This window comes from Nocardiopsis sp. RV163 (assembly GCF_001029525.1).
GTDB lineage: Bacteria > Actinomycetota > Actinomycetes > Streptosporangiales > Streptosporangiaceae > Nocardiopsis > Nocardiopsis dassonvillei.
In genome coordinates this window covers 1-26,390 of the sequence record NZ_LEKI01000024.1, presented here as the reverse complement: position 1 = coordinate 26,390, position 26,390 = coordinate 1, and the positions used below count along the sequence as shown (strand labels likewise).

The 26,390-nt window shown below is 70.8% G+C and carries 24 protein-coding genes and 1 tRNA gene; 15 read left to right on the top strand and 10 right to left on the bottom strand.

What is annotated here, in order from left to right; genetic code table 11:
- Positions 1–196: 196 nt before the first annotated feature.
- Positions 197–1,570 (bottom strand): HAMP domain-containing sensor histidine kinase, encoded by a 1,374-nt coding sequence (locus ABD54_RS07100; RefSeq protein ID WP_047868614.1) that lies wholly within the window; start codon positions 1,568–1,570, stop codon positions 197–199.
- On the bottom strand, positions 1,567–2,232 hold the full coding sequence (locus tag ABD54_RS07095) for a response regulator transcription factor (protein ID WP_047868613.1): 666 nt from the start codon (positions 2,230–2,232) through the stop codon (positions 1,567–1,569). Before ABD54_RS07095 ends, ABD54_RS07100 begins: the two co-directional genes overlap by 4 nt.
- Positions 2,233–2,400: 168 nt before the next feature.
- On the opposite strand from ABD54_RS07095, the gene ABD54_RS07090 reads away from it, so the two are divergent.
- Positions 2,401–3,129 (top strand): PepSY domain-containing protein, encoded by a 729-nt coding sequence (locus tag ABD54_RS07090; RefSeq protein ID WP_047868629.1) that lies wholly within the window; start codon positions 2,401–2,403, stop codon positions 3,127–3,129.
- A gap of 241 nt (positions 3,130–3,370) precedes the next feature.
- Positions 3,371–4,039: a tyrosine-type recombinase/integrase gene (locus ABD54_RS07085; RefSeq protein ID WP_235432002.1), complete on the top strand. Its 669-nt coding sequence runs from the start codon at positions 3,371–3,373 to the stop codon at positions 4,037–4,039.
- Between the two features lie 84 nt (positions 4,040–4,123).
- On the opposite strand, the gene ABD54_RS07080 is transcribed toward ABD54_RS07085, so the two are convergent.
- A tRNA-Gly gene (locus tag ABD54_RS07080) sits at positions 4,124–4,197 on the bottom strand.
- Positions 4,198–4,336: 139 nt separating this feature from the next.
- Between ABD54_RS07080 and dcd the strand changes: the two genes are divergently transcribed.
- From dcd to ABD54_RS07060, 4 genes are all read left to right on the top strand, one after another.
- Complete coding sequence (gene dcd, locus ABD54_RS07075; RefSeq protein ID WP_013155535.1) at positions 4,337–4,927, top strand: dCTP deaminase; 591 nt, start codon at positions 4,337–4,339, stop codon at positions 4,925–4,927.
- Positions 4,928–5,359: 432 nt separating this feature from the next.
- Positions 5,360–6,358: a glycine betaine/L-proline ABC transporter ATP-binding protein gene (locus ABD54_RS07070; protein WP_047868612.1), complete on the top strand. Its 999-nt coding sequence runs from the start codon at positions 5,360–5,362 to the stop codon at positions 6,356–6,358.
- A complete protein-coding gene (locus tag ABD54_RS07065; protein ID WP_047868611.1) occupies positions 6,355–7,584 on the top strand; it encodes a proline/glycine betaine ABC transporter permease in 1,230 nt (409 codons plus the stop codon). Before ABD54_RS07070 ends, ABD54_RS07065 begins: the two co-directional genes overlap by 4 nt.
- Before the next feature lie 65 nt (positions 7,585–7,649).
- Positions 7,650–8,591 carry a glycine betaine ABC transporter substrate-binding protein gene (locus tag ABD54_RS07060; protein WP_047868610.1) on the top strand — a complete coding sequence of 314 codons (942 nt, stop codon included), beginning with the start codon at positions 7,650–7,652 and terminating at the stop codon, positions 8,589–8,591.
- A gap of 280 nt (positions 8,592–8,871) precedes the next feature.
- Here the strand turns inward: ABD54_RS07060 and ABD54_RS07055 are convergent, their stop codons facing one another.
- Positions 8,872–9,486, bottom strand: a complete 615-nt coding sequence (locus ABD54_RS07055; protein ID WP_047868609.1) for a rhomboid family intramembrane serine protease — start codon at positions 9,484–9,486, stop codon at positions 8,872–8,874.
- Positions 9,487–9,678: 192 nt separating this feature from the next.
- Positions 9,679–10,152: a hypothetical protein gene (locus ABD54_RS07050; protein ID WP_047868608.1), complete on the bottom strand. Its 474-nt coding sequence runs from the start codon at positions 10,150–10,152 to the stop codon at positions 9,679–9,681.
- Between the two features lie 666 nt (positions 10,153–10,818).
- Here ABD54_RS07050 and ABD54_RS07045 point away from each other — a divergent pair.
- The 5 genes from ABD54_RS07045 to dacB all read left to right on the top strand — a co-directional run bounded on the left by ABD54_RS07045 (position 10,819) and on the right by dacB (position 18,773).
- A complete protein-coding gene (locus ABD54_RS07045; RefSeq protein WP_047868607.1) occupies positions 10,819–12,519 on the top strand; it encodes an ABC transporter family substrate-binding protein in 1,701 nt (566 codons plus the stop codon).
- An 85-nt stretch (positions 12,520–12,604) separates the two neighbouring features.
- Positions 12,605–13,615 carry an ABC transporter permease gene (locus ABD54_RS07040; RefSeq protein ID WP_047868606.1) on the top strand — a complete coding sequence of 337 codons (1,011 nt, stop codon included), beginning with the start codon at positions 12,605–12,607 and terminating at the stop codon, positions 13,613–13,615.
- On the top strand, positions 13,608–14,528 hold the full coding sequence (locus tag ABD54_RS07035; RefSeq protein WP_047868605.1) for an ABC transporter permease: 921 nt from the start codon (positions 13,608–13,610) through the stop codon (positions 14,526–14,528). Before ABD54_RS07040 ends, ABD54_RS07035 begins: the two co-directional genes overlap by 8 nt.
- Entirely contained in the window at positions 14,525–16,735 is a 2,211-nt protein-coding gene (locus ABD54_RS07030; protein ID WP_047868604.1) for an ABC transporter ATP-binding protein, read from the top strand. Before ABD54_RS07035 ends, ABD54_RS07030 begins: the two co-directional genes overlap by 4 nt.
- A 499-nt stretch (positions 16,736–17,234) precedes the next feature.
- Positions 17,235–18,773 (top strand): D-alanyl-D-alanine carboxypeptidase/D-alanyl-D-alanine-endopeptidase, encoded by a 1,539-nt coding sequence (gene dacB / locus ABD54_RS07025; RefSeq protein WP_047868603.1) that lies wholly within the window; start codon positions 17,235–17,237, stop codon positions 18,771–18,773.
- 248 nt (positions 18,774–19,021) lie between these two features.
- On the opposite strand, the gene ABD54_RS07020 is transcribed toward dacB, so the two are convergent.
- Complete coding sequence (locus ABD54_RS07020; protein ID WP_047868602.1) at positions 19,022–19,573, bottom strand: TIGR03086 family metal-binding protein; 552 nt, start codon at positions 19,571–19,573, stop codon at positions 19,022–19,024.
- Between the two features lie 121 nt (positions 19,574–19,694).
- On the opposite strand from ABD54_RS07020, the gene ABD54_RS07015 reads away from it, so the two are divergent.
- Entirely contained in the window at positions 19,695–20,525 is an 831-nt protein-coding gene (locus tag ABD54_RS07015; RefSeq protein WP_235432001.1) for a helix-turn-helix transcriptional regulator, read from the top strand.
- A 139-nt stretch (positions 20,526–20,664) separates the two neighbouring features.
- Here ABD54_RS07015 and ABD54_RS07010 read toward each other — a convergent pair whose 3' ends face one another.
- Positions 20,665–20,988: a multidrug efflux SMR transporter gene (locus ABD54_RS07010; RefSeq protein ID WP_047868600.1), complete on the bottom strand. Its 324-nt coding sequence runs from the start codon at positions 20,986–20,988 to the stop codon at positions 20,665–20,667.
- A 310-nt stretch (positions 20,989–21,298) separates the two neighbouring features.
- Between ABD54_RS07010 and ABD54_RS07005 the strand changes: the two genes are divergently transcribed.
- Positions 21,299–22,603 carry an Ig-like domain-containing protein gene (locus tag ABD54_RS07005; protein WP_047868599.1) on the top strand — a complete coding sequence of 435 codons (1,305 nt, stop codon included), beginning with the start codon at positions 21,299–21,301 and terminating at the stop codon, positions 22,601–22,603.
- 112 nt (positions 22,604–22,715) lie between these two features.
- Here ABD54_RS07005 and ABD54_RS07000 read toward each other — a convergent pair whose 3' ends face one another.
- The 3 genes from ABD54_RS07000 to ABD54_RS06990 all read right to left on the bottom strand — a co-directional run bounded on the left by ABD54_RS07000 (position 22,716) and on the right by ABD54_RS06990 (position 24,713).
- The gene (locus ABD54_RS07000) at positions 22,716–23,366 is read right to left on the bottom strand and encodes a TetR/AcrR family transcriptional regulator (RefSeq protein WP_047868598.1); all 651 of its coding nucleotides are present in this window, start codon (positions 23,364–23,366) and stop codon (positions 22,716–22,718) included.
- A 285-nt stretch (positions 23,367–23,651) separates the two neighbouring features.
- Positions 23,652–23,894, bottom strand: coding sequence for a hypothetical protein (locus tag ABD54_RS06995; RefSeq protein ID WP_047868597.1), 243 nt, complete (start codon positions 23,892–23,894; stop codon positions 23,652–23,654).
- Between the two features lie 450 nt (positions 23,895–24,344).
- Positions 24,345–24,713, bottom strand: coding sequence for an NADAR family protein (locus tag ABD54_RS06990; RefSeq protein ID WP_082166721.1), 369 nt, complete (start codon positions 24,711–24,713; stop codon positions 24,345–24,347).
- Between the two features lie 290 nt (positions 24,714–25,003).
- Between ABD54_RS06990 and ABD54_RS06985 the strand changes: the two genes are divergently transcribed.
- The gene (locus tag ABD54_RS06985; protein WP_047868596.1) at positions 25,004–25,510 is read left to right on the top strand and encodes a MarR family winged helix-turn-helix transcriptional regulator; all 507 of its coding nucleotides are present in this window, start codon (positions 25,004–25,006) and stop codon (positions 25,508–25,510) included.
- A gap of 188 nt (positions 25,511–25,698) precedes the next feature.
- Entirely contained in the window at positions 25,699–26,139 is a 441-nt protein-coding gene (locus ABD54_RS06980) for a DoxX family protein (protein ID WP_047868595.1), read from the top strand.
- The last annotated feature ends 251 nt before the right edge of the window (positions 26,140–26,390 follow it).

Here is a 26,390-nt window from a genome sequence, read left to right as displayed (position 1 = left end):
CGCACTGCCCTCCAAGAGCCGACCAAAACTCGGCCATGGTCCGGTCAGGCGACCGTGGAAGGCGTATGCGCAGTTGAGAGGCGTTGCGGCGATATGTCGAGGTTGTCCTGACCGGCGGGGAGCGGCGAAGGGGGAGCGCCGCCGAGGGGCCCGTGCGAGCGGCCCGACGCGCGGTCCCGGACCCGCGCGGAGCCGGTCAGGGCGTGGCGCGCGGGAGGGTGATCGTGACGGCGGTGCCGGAGGGACCGCTGTCGATGCCCACCTCACCGCCCTGGGCCTCGACCAGGGACCGCACGACCGACAGTCCGAGCCCCGAGGTGCGTCCCGATCCGGCGGTGCGCGTGGTGACGAACGGTTCGAACACGCGGGGGAGCACCTCGGCGCTGATCCCCGGACCGTCGTCGGCCACGGTGAGGGAGACCGTGTCCCCGCCGCCGCGTGCGGTCACCGTGGCGCGGGTGCCGGGCGGGTTGTGGTCGACGGCGTTGGCGGTGAGATTGGCCAGGCACTGCTCCAGGCGCGACTGGTCGCCGAGCAGGACGTCCGGCGGCGGCTCCTCCAAGGTGACGGCTTCGGCGTACGGCAGGGCGTCGAGCCGGGCCCGCACGCCGTGGAACAGGTCGGGCAGGAACACGGCCTCGACGCTGACGTCGATCTCGTCGCCGCCGCGGGCCACCGCCATGAGGTCCTCCAGCACGCGGCGCAGGCGGTCGAGTTCGGCGCGCACCACCGCCGCCTCCGCGGTGCCCAGCAGTTCCAGGTGCCCCTCGGCGACCGAGAGGGGGGTGCGCACCTCGTGGGAGATCGCGGCCAGGTACCGGCGCCGGTTGCTGTCGGCCTGTTCGATGCGGGTCAGCATCTGGTTGATCTCCGTGGCCAGTTCGGCGATCTCGTCGCGGGTGGGGGGCACCGGGACGCGGGTGGCCAGGTCGGTCGGCGAGATCGCCTTGGCCGCGTCGGAGACCTCCCGCACGGGGCCCAGGGTGCGCCGCACGACCAGCCACAGCACGACCCCTCCGCCGACCACGCCGATCGCCCCGGCGAGCCCGGCCCACAGCAGGACGGTGGCCGCCGCGTCCCGGGTGGAGTCGAGCGGGGCGGCGACGGTGACCACGGCCAGGGTGTCACCGGCGTCGTCCACGACCCGGGTGTCGAGCACCCGGAGGGGGCCCGCGACGGTGTCGAGCGTGCGCAGGGTCCCGGGTTCGGTCCCGGGGGCGTCGCCGCCGCGCATGAGGCCCGCGACGCGAGAGGGGCCCCCGGTGCTCTGCAGCCGCACGCCGTTGACGGTCACCAGCGTCACGTGGCGTGCGCCGCTGGGGCGTACGGCGAGCGCCTGGCGGGCGGCGCGCTCGGCCTCCGGGCCCGAGACCACGCCGTCGAGCCCGGCGGCGGCGGGCAGCCGCCCGTCGAGGGCGTCGCCGACCAGCGCCGACTCCTCGCGCAGAAGGCGGTCGATGTCCGCCAGGCCCGACACGCGCACCAGTTCGTAGGTGAGCAGGGCGACGCCGCCGATGACCAGGGCCATGACCAGCAGCGACCGCAGGACCACCCGGCCGGTGAGGCTCACCGTGCGCCGTCCCCGAGCCGGTACCCGGCGCCGCGGACCGTCTGGATGCGCTCGCTGCCGAGCTTGCGGCGCAGTTGGCTGACGTAGACCTCCACCACGTTGGAGGCGCCTTCGAAGTCGTAGCCCCAGACCCGGTCCAGCAGTTGGGGCCGGGAGAAGACCTGCGTCGGGTGGCGGATGAGCACCTCCAGCAGCGCGAACTCACGCGCCGAGAGGTTGACGGTGCGCCCCTCCACCGATGCGGTGCGCGCCCCCAGGTCGAGCACCACACCGCCCGCGGCCAGCACGTCGCCGCGTTCCTGGCCGCCGCCGCGCAGCCGGGCCCGCACGCGGGCCAGCAGCTCGCTCACGCTGAACGGTTTGACCATGTAGTCGTCGGCCCCCGCGTCGAGGTTGGCGACCCGGTCGCTCACGGCGTCCTTGGCGGTGAGCACGATCACCGGCACCGAGGGGCGGCGCGCGCGCAGCCGCCGCAGCACCTCCTCACCCGGGATCCCCGGCAACCCCAGGTCCAGCACGACGAGGTCGACGTCCGACGACAGCGCCATCGTCAGCCCGTCGACCCCGTCGGCGGCGGTGAGCACCTGGTGACCAGCCGTCTCCAGCCCGCGCCGCACGAAGGAGACGATCCCCTCCTCGTCCTCCACCACCAGAATCGCCAAGGCCGTGCCCCCGTTTCCCCGTGTCGCCTCCCACCGTGGCGGAGGTCGCTGAACCGTTGCTGAGCGCAACATGAAGAAGGCCCTCATGTCGACCTCATGCCGCCATCATCGCGCCGCCGCATGCTGGGTGGTACACAGACCTTCGAGCACGTGAGCAAGGGATCCGCGATGCAGACCAAGACCATCATCATCCTCTCCTCCGCTGCCGCCGCCGGACTGCTCACCGTGGGCACGGTCGGCTACCTGCTCGCCGGCGACCCCGAACAGGAGGTGGCCCCGATCGCTCTCACCGGCGTCACCGCCGGGACCGACTCCGAGACGGGCGGGAACGGGCAGTCGCAGCAGAGCGAGCCCTCGACCCGGACGGTCGACGGGCTGGAGCAGCTCGTGGGCGAGCTGCGCGCCGGGGACGACGTCGACGACTGGTCCGTGTCCGGGGTCGAGGTCGACTTCGGCCCGGAGGAGTGGCTGCTGACCAACCCCGAACTGGAGGACTTCGACGGCAACGGCACCGTCGAGCCGCTCCTGGACGAGCTGCGCGGCCTGGAGGGCACCGAGGTCACCCTGGGCGTGCGCTACGAGGACGACGATGACGACGAGGGCGAGGACCGCGACGACGCCGACGTGTTCACCGTCAACGGCACGGCCTTCCGCGACACCGACGGGGGCCCCGCGCCCTGGCAGAACACCGGTGAGCAGGCCGCGGCCGACCGGGAGACGGTCTCCGCCAACGCCGCCGCCGCGGTCGGCGAGGGCGCGACCACCGAGGACGTCGAGCGCCAGGACGAGGACGGCTGGGACGGCTGGGACGCCGAGGTGCGCGGCGCCGACGGCCGGGAGTACGAGGTCATCCTCGACGCCGCGGGTGAGGTCGTGGACGTGCGCGCCGAGGACTGACGGCCGCGGGACGCGTCCCCCTCGGGGACCGTCGGGGGTCGGCGCCTCGGGCGCGGTCGGGGCAGGCCGCGTCGGGGTGCCGACCCGTTCGCGCTTCCGGGGCGCCGCGCGGTGGTGACCAGGAACGGGACAGGGGCGGGGGACGGCCTCTTGACGCGCGGCGTCGCGCTGTCGGGGAGTCGCCCGGCCTGGGCGCGGACGGCCCCGTGTTCCACGGCGGACCCGTCCTGGGACCGGACCCGTGAGCGCTCCTAGCCGATGGGTAACCGGTCTGCCCGCCCTCGTGCTGGCCGAGACGATCAAACCGCGGTACCGGGCGCTGGTGCTGCTGGCGACGTTCGGCAGTCTGCGATGGGGAGAGCTGGCGGGCCTGCGCCGCCGACACCTCGACCTGGACAGGCGGACCGTGACCGTGCGGGAGACCGTCTACGACATCGGGACCCTGGAGAAGGGCAAGCCCAAGTCCCGGGCGGGCGCCCGTACGGTGCGCCTCCCGTCGCTGATCCTCCCGGACCTGCGCCGCCACCTGGACGAGTACTCGGCTCCGGGGCCGAACGGGTTCGTGTTCGTCGGCGTACGCGGCAACCAGCTCCGCCGGAGCAACTTCACGAAGTACTGGGCCGACGCCTGCGCGGCCGTGGGCCTGGAGGACGTCCACCTCCACGACCTGAGGCACACCGGCAACACCTACGCGGCCGAGGCCGGTGCCTCCGTGCGGGAGCTGATGAACCGGACGGGGCACTCCAGTCCCCGCGCGGCGATGGTCTACCTCCACGCGCGCGACGAACGCGCTCAGGAGTTGGCGGACCGGCTGGGGGAGAGGGCCGCCGAGGAGCTGCGCCGGACCCGTGCGGGCGACGGTGGGGGCTCGCCCTCTGCGGGTGCTGCGGTCCGAGCATCGGGCACGTAACGGGCACGCGGCCCGTACAGGTCCCCAGAAACGCGTGAGGCCAGGTGTTCGGTAAACCCCGAACGACCTGGCCGTCTGTGTGTCTGGAGCGGATGACGGGAATCGAACCCGCGTTATCAGCTTGGGAAGCTGAAGTTCTACCATTGAACTACATCCGCGCGGCACCACCGGAGGAACCCGGCTGGCAACGGATGCCATCCTAGCCCAACTCCGGGCCGGGTGGGCAACTCGGCGCGGGCCGCCACCCGGCCGGGGATCGCCGCTACGCTGCGTTGCCCCAGGCGGTAGGTTCGGACCGTGCTGCTCTCCGATCGCGATATCAGGTCCGAAATCGACGCCGGGCGGGTCAGGATCGACCCCTTCGACCCCGGCCTCGTCCAACCCTCCAGCATCGACGTCCGGCTGGACCGCTTCTTCCGTGTGTTCGAGAACCACAAGTACCCGCACATCGACCCGTCGGCCGAGCAACCGGACCTCACCCGGTTGGTCGAGACCGACGGCGAGGACGCGTTCGTCCTGCACCCGGGCGAGTTCGTGCTGGCGTCCACGTACGAGGTCGTCAGCCTCCCGGACGACATCGCGAGCCGTCTGGAGGGCAAGAGTTCGCTGGGGCGCCTGGGGCTGCTCACCCACTCCACGGCCGGGTTCATCGACCCCGGCTTCTCCGGGCACGTCACGCTGGAGCTGTCCAACGTGGCCACCCTGCCGATCAAGCTCTACCCGGGCATGAAGATCGGCCAACTGTGCATGTTCCGCCTGTCCTCCCCGGCCGAGCACCCCTACGGCTCCGCGGGCTACGGATCGCGCTACCAGGGGCAGCGGGGACCGACGCCGTCCAGGTCCCACCAGAACTTCATCCGCACCCCGATCAGTCCGGAGAGCGTCTAGCCGGGGCCGGAGCGGACAGGGCGATTCGTTTACGTTACGGTCATGAACGGACACGGACCGTCGTTTTATTCGCCTGTCATCAATATGTGACCAAGGTCACTATTTTTTTGCCTGTGGTGTAAATCACAAAGGAGCCTTCTGGGGCTCCGGCATCCGCTGCCACAGGTCGGCGGACCGTTTTTATGGCGTTTAAACATGTTATTTGGTGGTTACTTAGCGCCTGAACTGTACGTACACACCTCGGTAAGGTTGCGCCCCGACGTGAACCAGGTAGCGGTTCCGCCCTGATGAGGGGCGCGCAAGGGGGCTCCGCGCACGCCGACTACCTGTGGGAACCGCGGGTCGGCGATGGGGCGGAACTGGTGCCCCGGCGCGCCTCGCGGTCGGGACAGCCCTCTAGAGGAGACCGTGCCAGCAGTACGCGCAGACCACTTGTACAAGGTGTTCGGCAGACAGTCCAGGGCCGCCGTCGGGCGGCTCTCGGACGGCAGCCACCGTGACACCATCGCCGACCTCGACGTGACGGCCGCCGTCATCGACGTGTCCTTCGAGGTCGAACCGGGCGAGATCTTCGTCGTCATGGGCCTGTCCGGATCGGGGAAGTCCACCCTGATCCGGATGCTCAACGGCCTCCTGGAACCCACCGCGGGGACGGTCGAGGTCGACGGCGTGGACATCACCGGGCTCAGCAGGAAGAACCTCCTGAAGCTGCGGGGCGAGAAGATCAGCATGGTCTTCCAGCACTTCGCGCTCCTGCCGCACCGCACGGTCCTGGAGAACGCCGCCTACGGCCTGGAGCTGCGGGGCCTGTCCCGCGCCGAGCGGAGCCGCAGGGCGGGGGAGACCCTCGAACTCGTGGGGCTCGGCGGTTGGGAGGACAAGCTCCCGCACCAGCTCTCCGGAGGCATGCAGCAGCGTGTGGGCCTGGCCAGGGCACTGGCCGCCGACACCGACATCATCCTCATGGACGAGGCGTTCAGCGCCCTCGACCCGCTCATCCGACGGGACATGCAGACCCAGCTCCTGGACCTCCAGAAGAGCCTGGGCAAGACCATCGTCTTCATCACGCACGACCTCAACGAGGCCATGCGCCTCGGCGACCGGATCTGCGTGCTGCGGGACGGCCGCGTCGCCCAGATCGGCAGCGCGCAGGAGATCCTCAGCGAGCCCGCCAACGACTACGTCGAGCGCTTCATCGAGGACGTCGACCGCACCCGCGTGCTCACCGCCGCGTCGGTGCTCGACCCGAGCGCTCCCGCTGCCGACTCCTCAGCGCCCGAGGTCGGCGCCGACACCCTGCTCGCCGACCTGTACACCAGCGCGGCCGCCTCCGATCGCCTCCGCGTGGTCGACGAGGACGGCACCGTGCTCGGTACGGTGACCCGCAACTCCGTACTGGCCGCGCTCGCGGGTGGGAAGGAGACACCGTGACACCCGTCGACTTCCCGCCGTCCCTGCCCGTCGGCGACGGCTTCGAGGCCTTCAACGCCTGGCTCAAGAGCAGCTTCGGCGTCTTCTTCGACGCCGTCGGCGCGTTCATCAGCTGGGCCGTGAGCGCCCTGTCCGGCTTCTTCACGGAACCGGCCGCCGGTCAGCTCGCCTTCGTGGCCGCCGTGATCATCGCCGTTCCGCTGCTGCGCCGCCGCCGTCTGCCGCTGGTGGTGATCGTCGCGGCGGTCTCGCTGCTCTACGTCCTGCAGGCGCAGTTCGGGTTCGGCAACACCATCGTCAACAGCCTTCCGCCGCAGCTCTTCCTGTGGGCGATGAACCTGTTCGACCAGCAGTACGTGGACGCCTACTTCTGCGTCTCGCTGGTCTTCCTGGCCGCCGTCACCGTCCTCGGCGTGCTCGACCGGGGCACCCGCGTGCGCACCGGCGTCGTCGCGGGCGGCTGGCTCGTGCTGGTCCTGCTCGGCTGGCTCGTGCTCCCGATGCTGGTGACCCGGCCCGGGGCGCTGTTGATGATCCTGCTGCTGAGCCTTCTGGCGCTCTCGGTGGCCGGGTGGCGCATGGGCCTGTTCGGCCTGCTCGCGCTCACCCTGGTGGCCTCGGTCGGCCAGTGGACCAACGCCATGGACACGCTCGGCCTCGTCCTCGTGGCCAGCGCCATCGCCGTGGTCATCGCGATCCCGATCGGCGTCCTGGCCGCCTACAACGACCTGGTCAGCAAGATCGTCAAGCCGGTCCTGGACCTGATGCAGACGCTGCCCGCGTTCGTGTACCTGATCCCGGCGATCTTCTTCTTCTCCATCGGCGCAGTCCCCGGCGTGGTCGCCACCATCGTGTTCGCGATGCCGCCCGGCGTCCGCCTGACCGAGCTGGGCATCCGCCAGATCGACAAGGAGCTGGTGGAGGCGGGCGAGTCCTTCGGCGCCTCCCCGGCCAAGGTCCTCACCGGCATCCAACTGCCGCTGGCCCTGCCCACCATCATGGCCGGGGTCAACCAGGTCATCATGCTCGGCCTGTCGATGGTCGTCATCGCGGGCATGGTCGGCGCGGGCGGCCTGGGCAGCGAGGTCTACCAGGGCATCACCCGCAACGACGGCGCACTCGGCTTCGAGGCCGGTATCGCCGTGGTCATCCTGGCGATCTTCCTCGACCGCCTGACCGCGGCCGTCACCCGCAACAGCCCCCGCGCGGCCGCGTCGGCCGCCTGAGCGGCGTGCCCTCCCCACCACGTCCAGCCCCGCACACAGAATTCCCCGAGGGAAGGAACCCCACGATGTACAGCCGTAAGCGTATGGCGGCCCTCTCCGCCGCCGGCATGAGCGCCGCGCTCCTCCTGACCGCCTGCGGCGGCGGTGGTGAGAGCCTGACCGGCCCGGAGGAGGGCGGCGGTGAGGACACCAAGGAGATCAACATCGCGCTGATCGCCTGGGAGGAGGGCATCGCCGTCACGCACATGTGGCAGGCCATCCTGGAGGAGAAGGGCTACGACGTCACGATCACCGACGTGGACGTCGCCCCGATGTACCAGGGCGCGGCCAACGGCGACGTCGACCTGTTCCTCGACACCTGGCTGCCGGTGACGCACGCCGACTACTGGGAGGAGTACGGGGACCAGTTGGAGGACCTCGGCTCCTGGTACGACAACGCCAAGCTGACCATCACCGTGCCCTCCTACATGGAGGACGTGAACAGCATCCCCGACCTGGCCGACCACGTCGAGGACCTGGACGGCCGCATCGTGGGCATCGACCCCGGCGCCGGGCTGACCCGCGTCACCCAGGAGGAGGCCATGCCGGGCTACGGCCTGGACGAGGACTTCGAACTGGTCACCTCCTCCACCGCCGCGATGCTCGCCGAGCTGGACTCGGCGATCACCGAGGAGGAGCCCATCGTGGTGACCCTGTGGCGGCCCCACCCGGCCTACGCCCAGTACGACCTGAAGGACCTCGAGGACCCCGAGGGCCTGATGGGCGACGCGGAGACCGTCCACGCCGTGGGCCGTGACGGCTTCGGCGAGGAGTACCCCGAGCTCACCGGCTGGCTGGAGGGCTTCGAGCTCAGCGACGACGAGCTGGCCAGCCTGGAGGTCCTGACCGTGTCCGAGGACGGCGGGTACAAGGACGACCCGGAGGCGGGCGCCCGCGTCTGGCTGTCGGAGAACCCCGAGTTCCTGGAGCGCACCCTGGGCGAGGAGGCCGAGGGCCTGGAGTTCTAGGCTGTGTTTTCTTGGGGCCTCCGCTTCGCTTCGGCCCGTGTTCGGGCGCCCAGAAGGCCAGGGATTCTTCCTCCTCGGCTGCGCCTGCCGCTCGTTCCTCGCTCGCGGCTTGCCCCGTCGAGCAGAACCCTGGCGGCGCCCGAACAAACCACCTGCGGCTGAGGCCCCGGGCAACGGGGCGCCCGCGCCTCCCGCTCGTACGGACGGGCCGTCCCTTTCGGGGCGGCCCGTCCGCGTGCGCCCGCGCTCCCGGGGCCGCGCGCGGCCCCGGGGAACGCGGTCAGGGGGCGTAGTAGCCGCCCTGGGCGCCCCCGTAGCCCTGGTCGAGCTGCCTGCGGCGCTCGCGCCTGGGCAGCAGGTAGGCCGCTAGCATGCCGCCGATGAACCCGAAGAGGTGCGCCTGCCACGAGACTCCGGGGTACTGGGGCAGGACCCCCCAGATCATCGTCCCGTAGAAGAGGATCACGCAGATCATGATGACGATGTCGATGGTCTTGCGCTCGACGATCCCGCGCAGGACCGTGTAGCCGAAGTAACCGAAGACCAGGCCGCTGGCGCCCACGGTGAGGGAGAACGGTGAGCTGAACAGCCACACGCCCACACCGCTGACCAGGATGATGATCAGCGTGGTGAGCAGGAACCGTCCCAGGCCGCTGAACGCGACGAGCGAGCCCAGCACGAGGAACGGCAGCGAGTTGCCGATGAGGTGCTCCAGGTTCCCGTGCATGAACGGCGCGGTGAACACGGTCCAGGGCCCCTGGAGGTCCCAGGCGCGCAGACCGTATTGCTGGTCGAGCCTTCCGAGGAGCACGAAGCTGTCGAGGATCTCGAAGACCCACATGGCCGCGAGCATCCCCGCTACGGTCAGGATGGCGGTGATTCTGGACTGCTTCACCCCATCGAGAGTAGAGGACATGGTCTTGCGGCGGTATGTCCGTACGGGGCGTGGTGGGTAATAGGCCGAAGTGTCGGGATATGTCGCTGCAGGTCGACGCGAGCGGCGCCGTCCTGCGGGAGGAGGAGGTTTCGGTCTCCGGCCCGGGGCGTCCTCGGGGAGGGGGCGGGCGCGCGGGAGCGGCCGCCGCGCTCAGGAGGTCAGCGAGCGCCCGCGCGGCGGGATGCCCGCCACCGCCATGAACGACTCCACCCGGGCCGGTCTGGTCATCCCGGTCAGCGGCAGGTAGGCGCGCGAGGTGCGGCGGTTCTGGAGCGATGGGAAGCGCTTGGGGCGCCCGGCGTTGTCGTACAGCCCCAGGGATCGGATACGGCCCGGGAGCACGTAGTACGAGCCGATGTCGTGGAAGGGCACGCGCACGATGTAGCGGCCCCGCTGGTAGCGGAACTCGCCGTCGGAGACCTCCAGGACGGGTGCCTTGATCATGTGGCCGTGCGCGGCCAGGGCGGCGCCGGTGAGGGCCAGGAGGACGCCGAGGGCGATGTTGGCCCAGTGTGAGACGTCGACCGCGATCGCCAGGGCGCCGAGAGCCGCCAGACCGTAGCCGCCCCACAGCTCCAGGTGCTTGCGGCCTGCCGGGCAGACGAGGCGGACTGTTTCGGACACGGCAGAAGCCTCTCTCAGTGGGCACCGCGGGCGGGATGACGGCAATCGCCGCTCAAAACCTTATCGGCTCCGGCGGCGCATGGATGGTGGTTTCGGACAACCGGAGCTGTGGATTTCCGTACCTGCTTGGCGTGGTCTGGCCCTGGCTGGGATGTTGTTGCACTCATGTCTGGTTAACATCCTGTCATCCCATGTATGACGCGTTCTGTTTCCTGCGGGGGTCGCCCCGAAGGCGATCGGAGGGCCGGAGGGAGCCTTGGGGATTATATGTGTGCTTTGGGAACTTTTGTCCGTTTTTCTCTGTGTAGTCGTTCGGGACGTCCCGGTAGTTAAACGACGTTTACTTTACCTGGGCCCTTGTTGACTGGCGTAACTGGCCCGCAATGTATTTCTGGCTTGTCCGAATCCGGAGAGATGGGCTGTTCTCCTGGGTTCGGGCTCTGACCTGCGGTGACCCCCCATGTCTGGGCGGGGTGTGAACTATGCGTCCCCGGCTCGGTGCGATGGGCGCGAACCGGTTGCGGATGGGTCACGAATCCAGCAGTAGGGCTATACAGACATTTCGCTCAATGGTCTTCTGATCGACTAATCGCCTAGTTCTGCGGGGCGTGTGCGAACCACACAACCCCGAGGTTCGGCTCGTATTAGTGATCAAGGGTGTAACTGATGCACAAACGAAGGAAGACGCTCGCGCTCGCCGCGGCGGGCACCTCCGCTTTGATGGTGCTGACCGCCTGCGGCGGCGGCGGTGGCGAAGGCGAGCAGGAGAAGGAGGTCACATGGGTGATCAACAGCCTTCCCGCAGCCTGGGGAGCCATCAGTAGCGCCGGAGGCAGCGTCTACGTCATCCAGGCGCTCTCCGGCGTCGTGCCCTTCACCGGGCAGTACCAGCCCGACGCGACGTACGAGTACGACATGGACGTCCTCGCCGAGGAGCCGACCCTCATCAACGACAACCCCGACGAGGGCCCGTTCCAGTTCAGCTTCACCCTCGCCGAGGACGCCGTGTGGAACGACGGCACACCGATGACCGGTGAGGATCTGCGGGTCACCATGATGATGTCCGCGGCCCCCACCGAGGGCTACTGCGACACCTGCGACTCCCGCGGCACCACCGGCGCCGACATGGTCGAGGAGGTCGAGGTCGACGGCAAGACCGCGACCTTCACCCTCAAGGAGGGCCTGTCCAACCCCGAGTGGATGGGCATGTTCGACGCGCACAGCGTGGCGGGCGGCTTCTACCCGGCGCACCTGGCCGAGGAGAACGGCTGGGACGTCGACGACCCCGCGCAGCTCGGCGAGTACTACGCCTGGCTGCACGAGACGCGCCCCGAGTGGTCCGGCGGCCCGTACCAGATCGTGGACGGCGACTTGGAGAACCAGGTCGTCAAGGAGCCCAACCCCGAGTGGTTCGGCGAGACGCAGCCCGCGCTCGACCGCATCATCATGCCGTACAACACCGACGAGGGCACCTTCGTCCCCGCCTTCCAGAACGGCGAGATCGACGGCGCCAACCCCGCGCAGTACAGCGAGGACATCATCACCCAGCTCCAGGGGATGGAGACCGCCACGCTCACCATCGGCGAGGGCAACATCTGGGAGCACATCGACATCAACACCGAGAACGAGTGGCTCTCGGACGTCGAGCTCCGCAGGGCCGTCTTCACCGCGATCAACCGCGACCAGATCGCCAGCCGCAACTTCGAGGCCGGATACCCCGAGTACGAGCTGAAGAACAACCACGTCTTCGGCAGCGACAGCGAGTACTTCGAGGACCACATCTCCGAGTCCGGGCAGGGCAGCGGCGACGCCGAGGCCGCCACCGAGATCTTGGAGGAGGCCGGTTACGAGCTCGACGGGGACACCCTCATGCTCGACGGCGAGCAGGTCGGCCCGTTCCGCCTGCGCAGCACCGACACCGTCATCCGCAACAACTCCGTGCAGCTGATCCAGGCCCAGCTCGCCGAGATCGGCGTCGAGACCACCATCGAGATGACCGACGACCTGGGCACGATGCTGGCCGAGCAGGACTACGACATCGTCCAGTTCGGCTGGAGCGGCAGCCCGTACTTCGCCTCCAGCCCCGAGCAGTTCTGGCACTCCGAGAGCACCAGCAACTTCGGCGGCTACGCCAACGACGAGGTGGACGAGCACGCCGAGGCCACCGCGACGGCCGCCAACCTGGACGAGGCGGCCGAGCACGCCAACGCCGCCGTGGCCGCCGTGGTCCCGGACGCCTACGTCCTGCCGATCGTGGCCGAGCCCAACTACTTCTTCGTGAACGACGGGCTCGCCAACGTCGAGGACAACCTCCAGTCCAGCTACCGCGCCACCTACAACATCGGTGAGTGGGACCTCGCCGAGTAGTTCGCGGCACAGGGCCCGCGGCCCGGGCCCGGGAGGTCCTCCCGGGCCCGGGCCGGTCCTCGTCCACCCCTGAAGGATCACACTCATGCTCGTTTACACGGTGCGGCGCGTCCTGGGCGCGATACCCATCCTGATCCTCGCGTCCGTGCTCACCTTCGTCCTGATCGACGTCTCCGGCGATCCCCTGACGGAGCTCAGGATGCAGCAGCCGCCCCCGGACCCCTCGGTCATCCAGCTCCAGGAGGAGCGGCTCTACCTCGACCGGTCCATGCCCGAGCGCTACTGGCTCTGGGTCACCGGCATCGGCGGCAACGGGGACATCGGACTGCTCCAGGGCGAGTTCGGCCCCTCCACGCAGAGCAACAGCTACGACATCGGCGCCAACATCGCCGAGCGGCTGGGCACCACCCTGCGGCTGGTGGGCGCGTCCATGGTCTTCGCGCTGGGCCTGGCCGTCCTGGCCGGCGTCGTCAGCGCCATGCGCCAGTACTCCAAGCTCGACTACACGCTCACGTTCATCGGCTTCCTGGCCCTGTCCATGCCCGTCTTCTGGTTCGCGGGCATCATGCAGCAGGCCGGCGTCGGCTTCAACGACCTGGTGGGCGACCAGGTCCTCGCCACGATCGGCGACGGCGTCTACCAGGCGCAGGGCGAGGACTTCTGGGGGCGCGTCACCAACGCCTTCGCCTACATGACCCTGCCCACGATCGTGCTGATGCTGACCAGCTTCGCCTCGTGGAGCCGGTACCAGCGGACCTCCATGCTCGAGGTGCTCAACAGCGACTACGTCCGACTGGCCCGCGCCAAGGGCCTGCCCAACCGCGTCGTCATCCGGCGCCACGCGCTGCGCACGGCCCTCATCCCGCTGACCACGGTGGTCGCCGTCGGCATCGCCGGGATCATCGACGGCGCTGTCCTGACCGAACGCGTCTTCCAGTGGCGCGGCCTGGGCGAGTTCTTCATCACCGCGGTCGAGAAGAACGACTCGTACGCGCTGATGGCCTGGCTGCTGCTCAGCGGTGTCATGGTCATCGTGGCCAACCTCATCGCCGACCTCCTGTACGGCGTGCTCGACCCGAGGATTCGCTATGAGTGAGAAGAGGGCGCCCCAGGCGCCGCGGAGCGCCGACGCCGAGAGCGTCGGAGGTGCCGAACGCACCCAGTTCCAGATGATCCTGTCCCGGTTCCTGCGCCACCGGGCCGCCATGGTCAGCCTGGTCGTCCTGGCGGTCGTCGTCCTGGCCGCCTTCGTGGGCCCCCTCCTCTGGCGGTGGGACCACACCGTCCACCTGGAGATCCCGCCGAGCGTGCCGCCCAACGCGGACCACCCGCTGGGCACCACCACCGCCGGGCACGACGTCCTGGGCCAGCTCATGCGCGGCGCCCAGCAGACGCTCAAGGTGGCGTTCACGGTGTCCGTCATGGGCACCGTCATCGGCTCCCTGTGGGGGGCCACGGCCGGTTACTACGGCGGCCGGATCGACGCGCTCATGATGCGCGTGGCCGACGTGTTTATGATCGTGCCCCTGCTGGTGATGGTCGCCGCGATCGCGGGCAACGCCCGCGCCGGTACCACCTGGTACGCGGTGGCCCTGATCATCGGCTTCTTCTCGTGGGCGCAGATCGCCCGCGTGGTGCGCAGCGTGGTCCTGTCCCTGCGCGAGCAGGAGTTCGTGGAGGCGGCCAAGGCCGCGGGGGCCTCGCCCGGGTGGATCATCGTCCGCCACCTGCTGCCCAACGCGGCCGGGCCGATCATCGTCGCGGCCACCCTGCTGATCGCGGTGGCGATCCTGCTGGAGGCGGGCATGTCCTTCCTCCAGTTCGGCATCCAGCCCCCCGACATCTCGCTCGGCCAGATGATCAGCGACGCGCGCACGGCCGTCTCCACCAGGCCCTGGCTGTTCTACCCGCCGGGCCTGCTGCTGCTGGTGATCTGCCTGACGATCAACTTCATCGGCGACGGGCTGCGCGACGCCCTCGACCCACGACAGACCATGGTGCGGCGATGACCACGACTGACCAGATGAGCAACGAGGGGGCCGCCACGGCCGCGAACGGCGACGTGGTCCTGGAGGTCAGCGACCTCAGCGTCACCTTCCCCTCCGACGACGGGCCGCTGCCCGCCGTGCGCGAGGTGTCCTACGTCCTGCGCCGGGGCGAGGCGCTGGGGATCGTGGGCGAGTCCGGATCGGGCAAGTCCGTGACCTCGATGGCGATCATGGGGCTGCTGCCCAAGAACGCCCGCGTCGAGGGCTCGGCCAAGGTGCTGGGCCAGGAGGTCATCGGCCTCAGGGACGCGCAGATCAGCAAGGTCCGCGGCAACAAGATCGCGATGATCTTCCAGGACCCGCTGACCTCGCTGAACCCGGTCTACACCGTCGGCTACCAGATCGCCGAGGCCGTCCTGGCCCATCGCAAGGTGGGCAGGAAGGCCGCGACGGCCCGGGCGCTGGAGCTGCTGGAGCTGGTGGGCATCCCCAGCCCCGAGCAGCGGATCAAGCAGTACCCGCACGAGCTGTCGGGCGGCATGCGCCAGCGCGTGGTGATCGCCATCGCGATGGCCAACGAGCCGGACGTCATCATCGCCGACGAGCCGACCACCGCCCTGGACGTGACCGTCCAGGCGCAGGTCCTGGAGGCGCTGGAGGCGGCCCGCAAGGAGACCGGCGCCGCCCTGGTGCTGATCACCCACGACCTCGGCGTGGTGGCCGGGCACGTCGACAGGATCGGCGTGATGTACGGCGGCCGCCTCGTGGAGATGGGCCCCGTGGAGGAGGTCTTCTACCGACCTCGGATGCCCTACGCCCTCGGCCTGCTGGGGTCGCTGCCCCGCCTGGACGAGGACCGCCACGAGCGGCTCACCCCCATCGTGGGCACCCCGCCCTCCCTGCTCTCCCTGCCCACCGGGTGCGCGTTCTCGCCGCGCTGCCCGATGGCCCGGGACCTGTGCCGTGAACAGGAGCCCCGCCTGCTCGCGGTCGGCGGGGACGGGGAGCGGGTGCGCGTGCCGGCGACGGACACCTCCGCGCACACGGCGGCCTGCCACTTCAGTGAGGAGCTGGGGGGCGCCGCCCCCACCGACCTGTTCAGGGGGACGGCGGTGGAGGCCGACACCGTCACGGAGGTCGAGGAGGCCGAGGGACAGGCGCAGGAGGCGCGCGCCCGCATCGGCGCGCAGACCGCCGAGCCCGCGGACGGGGGACCCCGTGAGTCCATCCTGACCGTCAGGGACCTGGTCAAGAACTTCCCCATCCGCTCCAAGGGTCTCCTGCGGCGCAGGATCGGCGAGGTACAGGCGGTCTCCGGGGTCTCCCTGGAGCTGCGCGAGCACGAGACCCTCGCCCTGGTCGGCGAGTCCGGGTGCGGCAAGTCCACCACCGCCCGCCTCATGCTCCAGTTGATCAAGCAGACCTCGGGCGAGGTCAGCTACATGGGGCAGCCGCTGCACACGCTGTCCCCGAGGCAGATGCGGCCGCTGCGCCGCGACCTCCAACTGGTCTTCCAGGACCCGTTCGCCTCCCTGGACCCGCGTATGACGGTCTCGGACATCATCGCCGAGCCGCTGCGGATCCACGGCCGGGGCAACGGCACCGCCAAGAAGCGGGTCAAGGAGCTGCTGGACCTGGTGGGGCTCAACGCCGAGCACGGCTCGCGCTACCCGCACGAGTTCTCGGGCGGCCAGCGCCAGCGCATCGGCATCGCCCGCGCGCTGGCGCTCAACCCCAAGGTGCTCATCCTGGACGAGCCGGTCTCGGCGCTGGACGTGTCCATCCAGGCGGGCGTGATCAACCTGCTGGAGGACCTCCAGGACGACCTGGGCCTGTCGTACCTGTTCGTCTCGCACGACCTGTCGGTGGTCAAGCACATCGCCGACCGGGTGGCCGTGATGTACCTCGGCAAGATCGTGGAGACGGGGACGACGGCGGAGCTGTTCGGGGCGCCCTCGCACCCGTACACGCAGGCGCTGATCTCGGCGATCCCCCTGCCGGACCCGGTCAAGGAGCGGACCCGGGAGCGGATCGTGGTCACCGGCGACGTGCCCAGCCCCGCCGACCCGCCCTCGGGCTGCCGGTTCCGGACCAGGTGCCCGAAGTTCGCGAACGAGCTGTCGGAGGGCGAGCGCGCCAAGTGCGTGGAGGAGCCGCCGGAGCTGATGGACCGGGGGGCGGGCCACCTGGACGCCTGCCACTACTCGCGGGCCAGGGAGCTGTTCTGACCGGGGCCCCGCCCGGGTGATCCGGGCGCCGCGGCCGTGACGGGCCGGTGCCGGGGGAGTGCGTCCCCGGTACCGGCCCGTTCGCCGTCCACGCCGCGCAAAGCGGCGGGAGGGGCCGGTGCCGGGGCCGGGCACGCACCTGCCCTGCCGGGCCGGGGAGATCGCGGAGCGAGCGCCCGGTACCGCTTCCGTGCGCCGGGCCCCTCGCCGCGCCCATGGGGAGGACCGGAACCGGGCGGTTCCGTCTGTGGCGGATTTGGGTGCGCACGCGTCACCTGCGCCTAGGCGTCCCCATTGGCCCCTCCCGTGTCCGACCCGCGCCCCGGGTACTGGTGCCGTGGAACCGGAGCGGGTTAGGGTGCGGTGCCCCTCGTGTCCGTGACCGCTAGGAGACACACCGTTGACAACCCCCAACGCTTCCAGTGAACCCCCGGTCGGGAGGCGCCGTGCCCCGGTCCGGCGACGCGCCGCCTGGACCGCGGCCCTCGCGGCCGTCCCCGTGCTCGTCGCGGCGCCCCTGGGCGCGCTCCCGGCCCACGCCGACCCGGCGGCCGCGGAGGAGCGCCTGACCGACCTTCGCGCGGACATCGACGCCCTCCTGGCGGACCCGTCCCTTGAGGGCGGGGTGTCCGGTGTGACCGTCACCGACCCCTCCACCGGCGCGGTGCTGTACTCGCGCGACGGCGGGGAGCAGTTGGTGCCCGCGTCCAACATGAAGCTGTTCACCGCCGCGGCCGCCCTGGACGTCCTGGGCGAGGACCACACCTTCTCCACCGAGGTCGTGACCGACGGCCACCGGCAGCGGCGCTCCGTCGAGGACCTGTACCTGGTGGGCGGCGGCGACCCCACCCTGTCCGAGCGGGACCTGGACGCGCTGGCCGCCGACGTGGCCGCCTCGGGGGTCAGGACCGTGCGGGGCGACGTCCTCGCCGACGACACCCGGTTCGACTCCCAGCGCCTCGTGGACGACTGGTGGCCCGAGGACGAGCCCTACGCCTACTCCGCGCAGATCTCGGCCCTCACCGTCGCCCACGGGGAGCGCTACGACACCGGCGTGACCGAGGTCGTGGTCACCCCCGGCGCGGCGGGCGCGCCCGCCACCGTGGACCTGGGCGCCGCCCAGGGCTACGCCGAACTCGACAACCGGGCCGTGACCGGCCCCGCGGGCGGTACCAGCAGCGTGGTCGTCGACCGCCCCGTGGGGACCAACACCATCACCGTGACCGGCACGATCCCGGCCGACGCCGCCCCCGTGACCGCGCTGCGCACGGTGGACGAGCCCGCGGGCCTGGCCGGGCACCTCTTCGCGCGGGCGCTGGAGCGGCACGGCGTCGCCGTCGAGGGCGGCGTGGAGTTCGGCGAGGCGCCCGAGAGGGGACGCCACGGTGCCCGGCTGGTGGCCGACCACGAGTCCCCCGAGCTGGCGGAGATCCTCGTCCCCTTCATGAAGTTCAGCAACAACGGCCACGCCGAGATGCTCGTCAAGAGCATCGGCCGGGAGGTCGCGGGGGAGGGGAGCTGGGACGCCGGGCTGGACGGTGTCGAGCGGTCCCTGTCCGGGCTGGGGGTGGACACCTCCGACCTCGTCCTCAACGACGGCTCGGGCCTTTCCCGGGGCAACCTGGTCACCTCCGACGCGGTCGTGGACCTGCTCGTGAGCGCGCGCGGCGCGCCCTGGCACGGGATCTGGGCGGACTCGCTGCCGGTGGCGGGCGAGAGCGACCCGTTCACCGGGGGGACCCTGCGGTTCCGCATGGGCGGCACCGCCGCCGCGGGCGTCGTCTCCGCCAAGACCGGCACCATGACGGGCATCAGCGCGCTGTCCGGATACGCGGCCGGGCGGGACGGCGGCGACGGGCTGGCGTTCAGCGTCGTCAACAACGACTACAGCGGCCCGGCTCCCACGCCGGTGCAGGACGCGATCGCCGTCCGGCTGGCGGAGTACCTGGGCCACCAGGCGCCCGTGAGCGTCCGGCCCCAGAGCGCGCCGCCCCGGCCCGGCGGTGAGCTGGAGTGCTCCTGGGAGCTGACCTGCTGATCCGCTGAGTGCGCACGAGCGGGCGGCGGCCGCGCCTGGGGCGCGGCGACTCGGCCGGAGGGCCACGGGGAGTCTCCCCGTGGCCCTCCGGGTTCTCCACAGGTGTGGACGGGCTCGGCCGCTCCGGCTGCGAAGGCGGCATCCTCGGAGTGGACGGCACCGCCTCCTCGCCTCACACGATCCGCGTCGCACCGCCCGTCCGCGCTCCTCCGCCCGTGCACCGCCCCCGGGGCGGGGGCCCGGGGCCGCTACCAGGCCCGGCGGCCGACGAAGGCCAGGAACCGGGTCTGGGCGTCGGCGCCCTCGGGAGGGGTGAGCTCGGGACCGCAGACACTGTTCCCGCGCAGGTGTTCCCCGAAGCGGGCTGTGGCCTCGTGAGCCCACCGGACGTCGCCGGGGTCCAGGCGCTCGTCCTGACCGGTGGCCCGGGCCAGGTCCCAGCGGTGCACCACCAGGTCGAAGCAGAGGAACCGGTCCACCGCCTCGGCGAAGGTGGTGCGGCCGAAGAACCCGTCGAACCCGGTGTCCGCGCGCCGCGGGTCGTCCAGGTCGGCCTGTACCACCGCGCGGGCGGCGTCCCAGGCGGCGCCGGGGTCCTCGTCCACGGAGGGGACGCCGCCCAGTCCGCGGCCGACCAGGCCGAGGAACATGCCCTGGGTGTCCACGACGTGGCGGACCACGTCGCGGGCGTCCCACCCCTCGCAGGGGGAAGCCGACGACCAGCGGTCGGCGGGGACGGCCGCCACCGTCCCGGCGAAGTCCTCGGACAGGCGGGCGTAGCGCTCGGAGGTGTCGCTCATGATCGTGTTCCCCTCGGTTCCGTCTCGGTGTCCGCCATCCTCGCCCCCTCGGCCGTTCACCGTCTTGAAAAAACACGACGAACCGCACGTGTGTTCGGGGGCGGAGGGCTACCCTGGAGCCGTGAGACCGTACTCCGTGGGGGTGGAGGGGGACGCGCGCGGCATCCTCGACCCGGCCGCCGGGCTGACCCGGTTCCGCCTGGACCGACACGCGCCCTCGGAGCGGGTGGCCCGCTTCGTGGACCGCTACTGGCTCGCCTCGTGGAACCTGACCGGCCGCGAGCCGTACACCCAGCGGGTCCTGGCCCACCCCGTCGTGAACCTGGTGTTCACCGGTGGGACCGCGACGGTGCACGGCCCGACCACCGAGGTGACCGAGCGCCGCCTGGAGGGCGGGGGCTGGGCGCTCGGGGTGATGTTCCGGCCCGCGGGGTTCCGCCCGTTCCTCGGCGGGCCCGTGAACACGATCGTGGACACCGCTCTCCCCGCGTCGGAGGTCTTCGGCGCCCTCGGCGGTGGCGGGGTCCTCGACGGCGCGGTGACGTCCGGGACGTCCGGTCCCCTCGCCCTCATGGCCCTGGTCGACCGCGCCCTGGCCGAACTGCTCCCCGCGGAGCGTCACCCGGCCGAGGACACCCGCGACGTCGTGGAGCGGGTGGCCGCCGACCCCTCGGTGGTCAACGTGTCCGGGCTCGCCCTGCGCGAGGGGATGGGTGTACGCCTGCTCCAGCGCCGCTTCGCCGACCACGTCGGCCTCGGGCCCAAGGCGGTCATCCGCAGGTACCGGCTCTACGAGGCCGCCGAGCGGGCCAGACAGGGCGCGCCGCCCGACTGGGGGAGCCTGGCCGCCGAACTCGGGTTCAGCGACCAGTCCCACCTGACCAGGGAGTTCACCGCCGTTCTGGGCACCCCTCCCGCGCGCTACGCGGCGCGCGCGACACCAGGCGGCTGAGCGTGCGGTACACGTCCTCGGCCGTCGGACCGGGGGCGGCGCGGGACCGAAAGAGCAGGCCGTCCAAGGCGGCGCCGCTCGCCCTCGCGTCCGCGTCCGTCGGCGATGTCCCCGCAGACGGACGCCGTGTCGTGGACGTTCAGTGCCGCCCGCCCAGTTCCAGGGCCATGACCCCCGCGATGATCAGCGCGATCCCGCCGATCTGGACCCAGGTGAGCGACTCGCCGAAGAGCAGCGTGCCGATCATCGCGACCAGCGCGATGCCCACGGCCGCCCACACGCCGTAGGCCACGCCGAGGTCGATGCCCCGGGTGAGGGACTGGCTGAGCATGAGGAAGGCCCCGACGTAACCGACCACGACGACGACCGAGGGCAGCGGGCGGCTGAAGCCCTCGGAGAGCTTGAGTGAGGTGGTGGCGACCACCTCGGCGGTGATCGCTCCGGCCAGCCAGAGCCAGGGCACTGCGTTCCTTCCGGCGGAGGACCGGGCGTTTGGCCAGGTTCCTCCGGAGAAGAAACCTGAACGTTCGGACAGGATTTTAGGCGGAGGGTCGCCCCGGTGTCCAAGGCCGGTTATGGATGGCCGTAACCTCATACCCGTAGGGAATCGAGGTGTACCCCCGGGGTGTATCGTCTTCGGTTCCGGAGTCCCCCACGTCCCACGCCTCAGATAACCGCTCTATACCGATGCATGAGATTTCAGAACCTTTTCGGTGGGTGTGCGTCTTACTTGCGTGGATGGCGTTTCAGGCATGACATGGAGGTAACCAGACGTGACGGGCAAGACAGCTCCGGCGGTGGCGCGTCGTTTCGGTATCGGACTGGCAGTGCTGGCGCTGGCCGCGACGGCCTGCACGTCGGGTGAGGCCGAGACCCAGGGCGGCGGTACCGACGCGGCCGGCGCCGACCCCGTGGAACTGGTGATCACCCCCGAGAGCGGTGCCGAGGAGGTCGCGCCCGACTCCCCCGTCAAGGTCACCGCCGAGAGCGGTGTCATCACGGACGTCCAGGTGGAGCAGGCCGTCGCCACCGAGGCCGCGGCGGAGGGCGAGGGCGGGTCGCAGGACCCCGACCTCTACGCCATGACCGGCACCCTCAACGGTGACGCGACCGAGTGGGTCAGCGATTGGAACCTGCGCCCCGGCGCGGAGGTCGTGGTCACCGCGACCGCCGAGAACGACGCCGGTGAGGAGACCGAGGTCGTCCAGGAGTTCACCACCCTGGAGGCGGTCGCCGGTCAGCGTCTGGAACTCGCCTCCAACTGGCCCGTCTCCGGTGACACCGTCGGCGTGGGCATGCCGATCGTCATCAACTTCGACCTGCCGGTGACCAACAAGGCGCAGGTCGAGAACTCCATGGAGGTCATCTCCGAGCAGGGCGTCCAGGGCGCCTGGAACTGGGAGACCGACACGATGGCCGTGTTCCGGCCGGAGGAGTACTGGGAGCCCCACCAGTCCGTGAGCGTCGACCTGCGCCTCGCGGGCGTCGAGGCGTCCGAGGGCGTCTACGGCGTGGAGAACCACCGCATCGACTTCGAGGTCGGCCGCGAGCTGATCATGACCATGCACGTGCCCGACCACGAGCTGGTCGTCGACATCGACGGTGAGCACGACCGCACCATCGAGGTGAGCAACGGCAAGGCCAGCCGCCGCTTCGACACCACGACCTCCGGCACGCACGTGCTCATGCAGCGCTACGAGCAGATGACCATGGACTCCTCCACGGTGGGCATCCCCGAGGGCACCCCCGGCGCCTACAACGTGGACGTGCAGTACGCGGTCCGCACCAGCGACAGCGGCGAGTTCCTGCACGAGGCCTCCTACAACGGCAACATCGGCAGCGCCAACACCTCCAACGGCTGCACCAACCTGCGCATGGACGACGCCCGCTGGATCTTCGAGAACACCCTCATGGGCGACGTCATGGAGACCACCGGCACCGACCGCGAGCTGGAGTGGAACAACGGCTGGGGCTTCTGGCAGATGTCCTGGGACGAGTGGCTGGCCGAGAGCGCGACCGGCGAGCCGCAGGTGACCGACGGTTCGGGCACCCCCGGCTCCGTCCACGGCGAGCAGTAACCGCCCGCCCGACGCCGGAGGGGGCGCCGGGAACCGCACGGTTCCCGGCGCCCCCTCCGGCGTTCCGCGGCCCCCGCGGGAGGCGGCGGGCCCGCCCCGGGCGCCCGCCCGGTCAGTCCCGTCGGGACAGCCGGGCCACCACGGAGTCGATCACCAGCTCGGTGACGGCGGCCATGTCCACGGCGCCCGGGTCGAGCAGCCACTGCACCTGGAGCCCGTCCATCGCGGCGATGACCGCCGACGCCGCCGCCTGCGCCGGGGTGTGCCCGTCCGGCCCCGGCGTGTCCGCGGCCTCCCGTCGCCCCGGTTCCAGCCGGTCCAGCACGGCGTTCGCGATCTCCTCGCGCAGCACCGTGTAGCGGTCCCGGAACCAGTCCTGCGCCGGGTGCTCGTCGGTGGCGCTCTCCGCCGACAGCACCGCGTAGAGCTGCGTGGTCCCCGGCCGCTCGGCGTTGCGCTCGGCGGTCGCCACCAGGTGGTCCAGCATCCTGCTGCCCTCCGGCGCCGGGTCGGTGTCGTCGCGCAGCTCCAGGACGGCGGTGAGCAGGTCGGTCTTGGAGCCGAAGTGGTGCAGGACCCCCGCCGGGGTGATGCTGAGCGTCGCCGCGATGTCGGCCAGCGAGGTGTTGTGGAAGCCCCGCGAGGCGAAGACGTCGGCCGCCGTGCGCAGGATCTGCTCGCGCCGGTTCACCCGCCTCCGCGGTGTCGGCGCCTCGGCGCCGGAGGGGGCGCGGGTGTCCGGCGCCGGGGTCGTCTCGCTCATCCTGGTCTCTCCACTTCCTGCACCCCGTCGGGTACTCCGGGCCCGTGCGGGGGGTCGCGGACCCGCCGCCCACGGTATCCAGCTTTCCCCGTCCCCTCCTGCTCGATGAACGCCAAGCAAGAGGGGTGCCGGTCCGGGAGGAGCAGGACACAGGGCAGGGGTCCGTGACTCCGGACCCTCACGCCCGCCGCGCCCGGCTCCCGCCGGGGGCCGCGCCGGAGAACGGGAAGCGGAGAGCCGGGACGCCCGCGGGGTCCGGGCGGACGCCTCCGCCCGGTCGTGGCCTCACCAGGCGCGGACGCCGCCGACTGGGGCGGGCAGGCGCTCGCTCAGCCAGGTCCACGTGCCGTCGTTCTCGGTGAAGCGGCGCTGGACGCGCTCCACCTCCGTGATCGGGTTCGAGAACACCTCGGTCCACGCTCCGGCGGTGCGCTCCTCCAGATAGAGGCTGCGTGCGTCGGTGCGCATGCGCACCGCCTGGAGCGTGTGGTCGGAGCCGTCGCGCAACTGGACGCGGTAATAGGCCATGGGAAGTCCCTGGAGTGTGGTTCGTCCTGGATGGAAGAAGGACGGTGCGTTCCCGGACCGCGTGCGGCACCGGAGGGTGCGCGTGGGTGAACCGGTCTCCCGGAGCGTGCGGCGGGCGTACGTGGTCGGGCCGCGCGAGCGTCTGACGGGTGGCGGCGGGAACGCCGAGACCCGGAGCGCTCCGGGGAACGGGTGCGGTGCCGGAAGCACCATGCCGTCCGCGGTCTGGACTCTACTCCTGTCGTGGGAACGCCGGAGCCGTAACCACGGATACAGCGGATGAAATTCGGGTGATCCGGCGGTGATCACGGGATGCGATTCGGAAAAATCCTCTGGTAACTACACAACACGCACGATACGTCTCTTTTAACGCGCCAACGGGGACACGGGGGCCAGGGGCCGGGGCGCGCGACTCCGCCCGCGTCGGTCCGGCGCGGAACGGACCCGGTGTCACGGAGCCGCGGCCAGGCGGGCCCGGGTCTCCATCAGGGCGAACCCCAGCAGGTTGAGCCCCCGCCAGCGCTCGGGGACCCGCGCGTCGTCGTTCTCGGCGCCCAGTCCGACGCCCCACACCCTGTCGCGGGGGCTGGCCTCCACCAGCACCCGCCTGCCAGTGCCCAGCAGGAACTCGCGCAGCTCCGGGTTCCGGCCGAACTCGGCGTCCCGGGGGCGGTCCGCCGCGAGGATTCGCTCCTCCGCCTCGGCGTCACCGGACAGGCGGGTCTCGGCGGCCGTCATGTAGTGCTCCGCGGTGCGGTAGCCGACCCCCTCCGCCGTGAAGCCGACGGTCCAACACTGCGACAGGCAGCTCGCCGACACGCCTCCGGAGGCGGGCGGCCGGTGGCCCCGAACGGGGCGGGGCGTAACCGGGGCGGCGCATGTGACTCCGTAGTAGCGTTGCGGGGAACCCCGGAAGTCCGTAGGTCAGAGGGATTCCGCCCGCCGTGGCGCCGACGGTGGGCGGGGCGTCCTTCCAGTGTGCCGACACCGGCGGACCGCGCTCGGGCGTGCGGGGCCGCCGTGCCGCGGCCGCTCTCAGATGCCTGGAAGATAGATATTTGACCAGAACATAGTTGAACTCTCAAGTTATCCCTGGGGGCACGGGCCCGATGGCCGAGACGCGGTGGCTCGACGAGGGCGAACAGCAGACGTGGCGGACCTTCCTGGCTGCCGTCCACCTGCTGGACGGGGCGCTGGACCGGCAGCTCAGGCAGGACTCCGGCATGTCCCACGCCTACTACCAGATCCTGGTGAAGCTGTCCGAGGCGCCCGAGCGCGTGATGACGATGACCGGCCTGGCCAAGAGGCTGCGCTCCTCGCCCAGCCGCCTCTCGCACGCGGTCGCCCGCCTGGAGGGGGACGGCCTGGTCCGCAGGTTCAAGCGCCCGGACGACCGGCGCACCACCCTGGCCGAGCTAACCCCCCAGGGGGCGGCCGTGCTGCGCGAGGCGGCGCCGGGCCACGTGCACGAGGTTCGGCGCGTGCTCTTCGACGCGCTCACCGAGGACCAGGTCAAGCAGTTGCGGGGGATCGCGGAGTCCATGCTCGGCGTGCTCGACCCCGGTGGCGAGGAGTCGCGGTACACGGGGTCGGCCGGTGCGGCGCGCCGGGGCTGAGTCGCGTTCTGTCGCCGACTCTCACCAGGGCGGACGCCGAGGGGGAGAAATATCCCCCGTTGGCACTCTATGTGTTCGGGCCGATGCGTACTATCATCTGCTTTCCCAGGAAAAGGTTGCATCCTCAAGCAACGGTGCGAGGCCACGACCTCCTCCTGGGTTACCCGCTCACAGGAACAGGAACCGCTATGACCGATAATCCGCTCATGTCCCGCGTGAGGGACGTCGTCGCGCTGCTCGCCAGAGTCGTGGTCGGCGTCGTCTTCATCGCGCACGGTTGGCCGAAGATGTCCGACCTCGAAGGCACCGCCCAGGGCTTCGCGTCCATGGGGATCCCCTTCCCGCAGTTCGCCGCGCTCCTGGGGGCGGGCATCGAGGTGGGAGCCGGACTGGCCCTCATCATCGGGTTCGCCCTGCCCCTGGCCGGAATCCTCCTGGCCTTCATGATGGCCGGCGCCTACTTCTTCGCCCACGTCGGCGACCCGCTGGTCGGCGGCTTCGAGCTCGTGCTCGTCCTCGGCGCCGTGGCCCTGGCCCTCGGGTTCACGGGCGGCCGCCTCTGCGTGGACCGCCTCATGCCGTGGGGTCGCCCCCGCCGTCGGACCCCTGAACCGGTACCGGCCTCCTGACCAGCCCGTCCTGGCCGTCCGTCGCCGGAGGCGGACGGCCCGGGTGCCGCACATAACACCCTTTTCTTAACTTTTTTATCCAAATACACCTATCCCTCACAAAAAACACCCAGATATTTCGCTCTCCTTCACGACAACACATTTTCATGAACGACAGGTAGAATTCGGTGCACCCGAAACACTGAACGGGACCGCGCGTTCGGGCCCGTCCCGTGTGCCCCGCCCGCCGAACGGGAGCACCGTGTCCCACC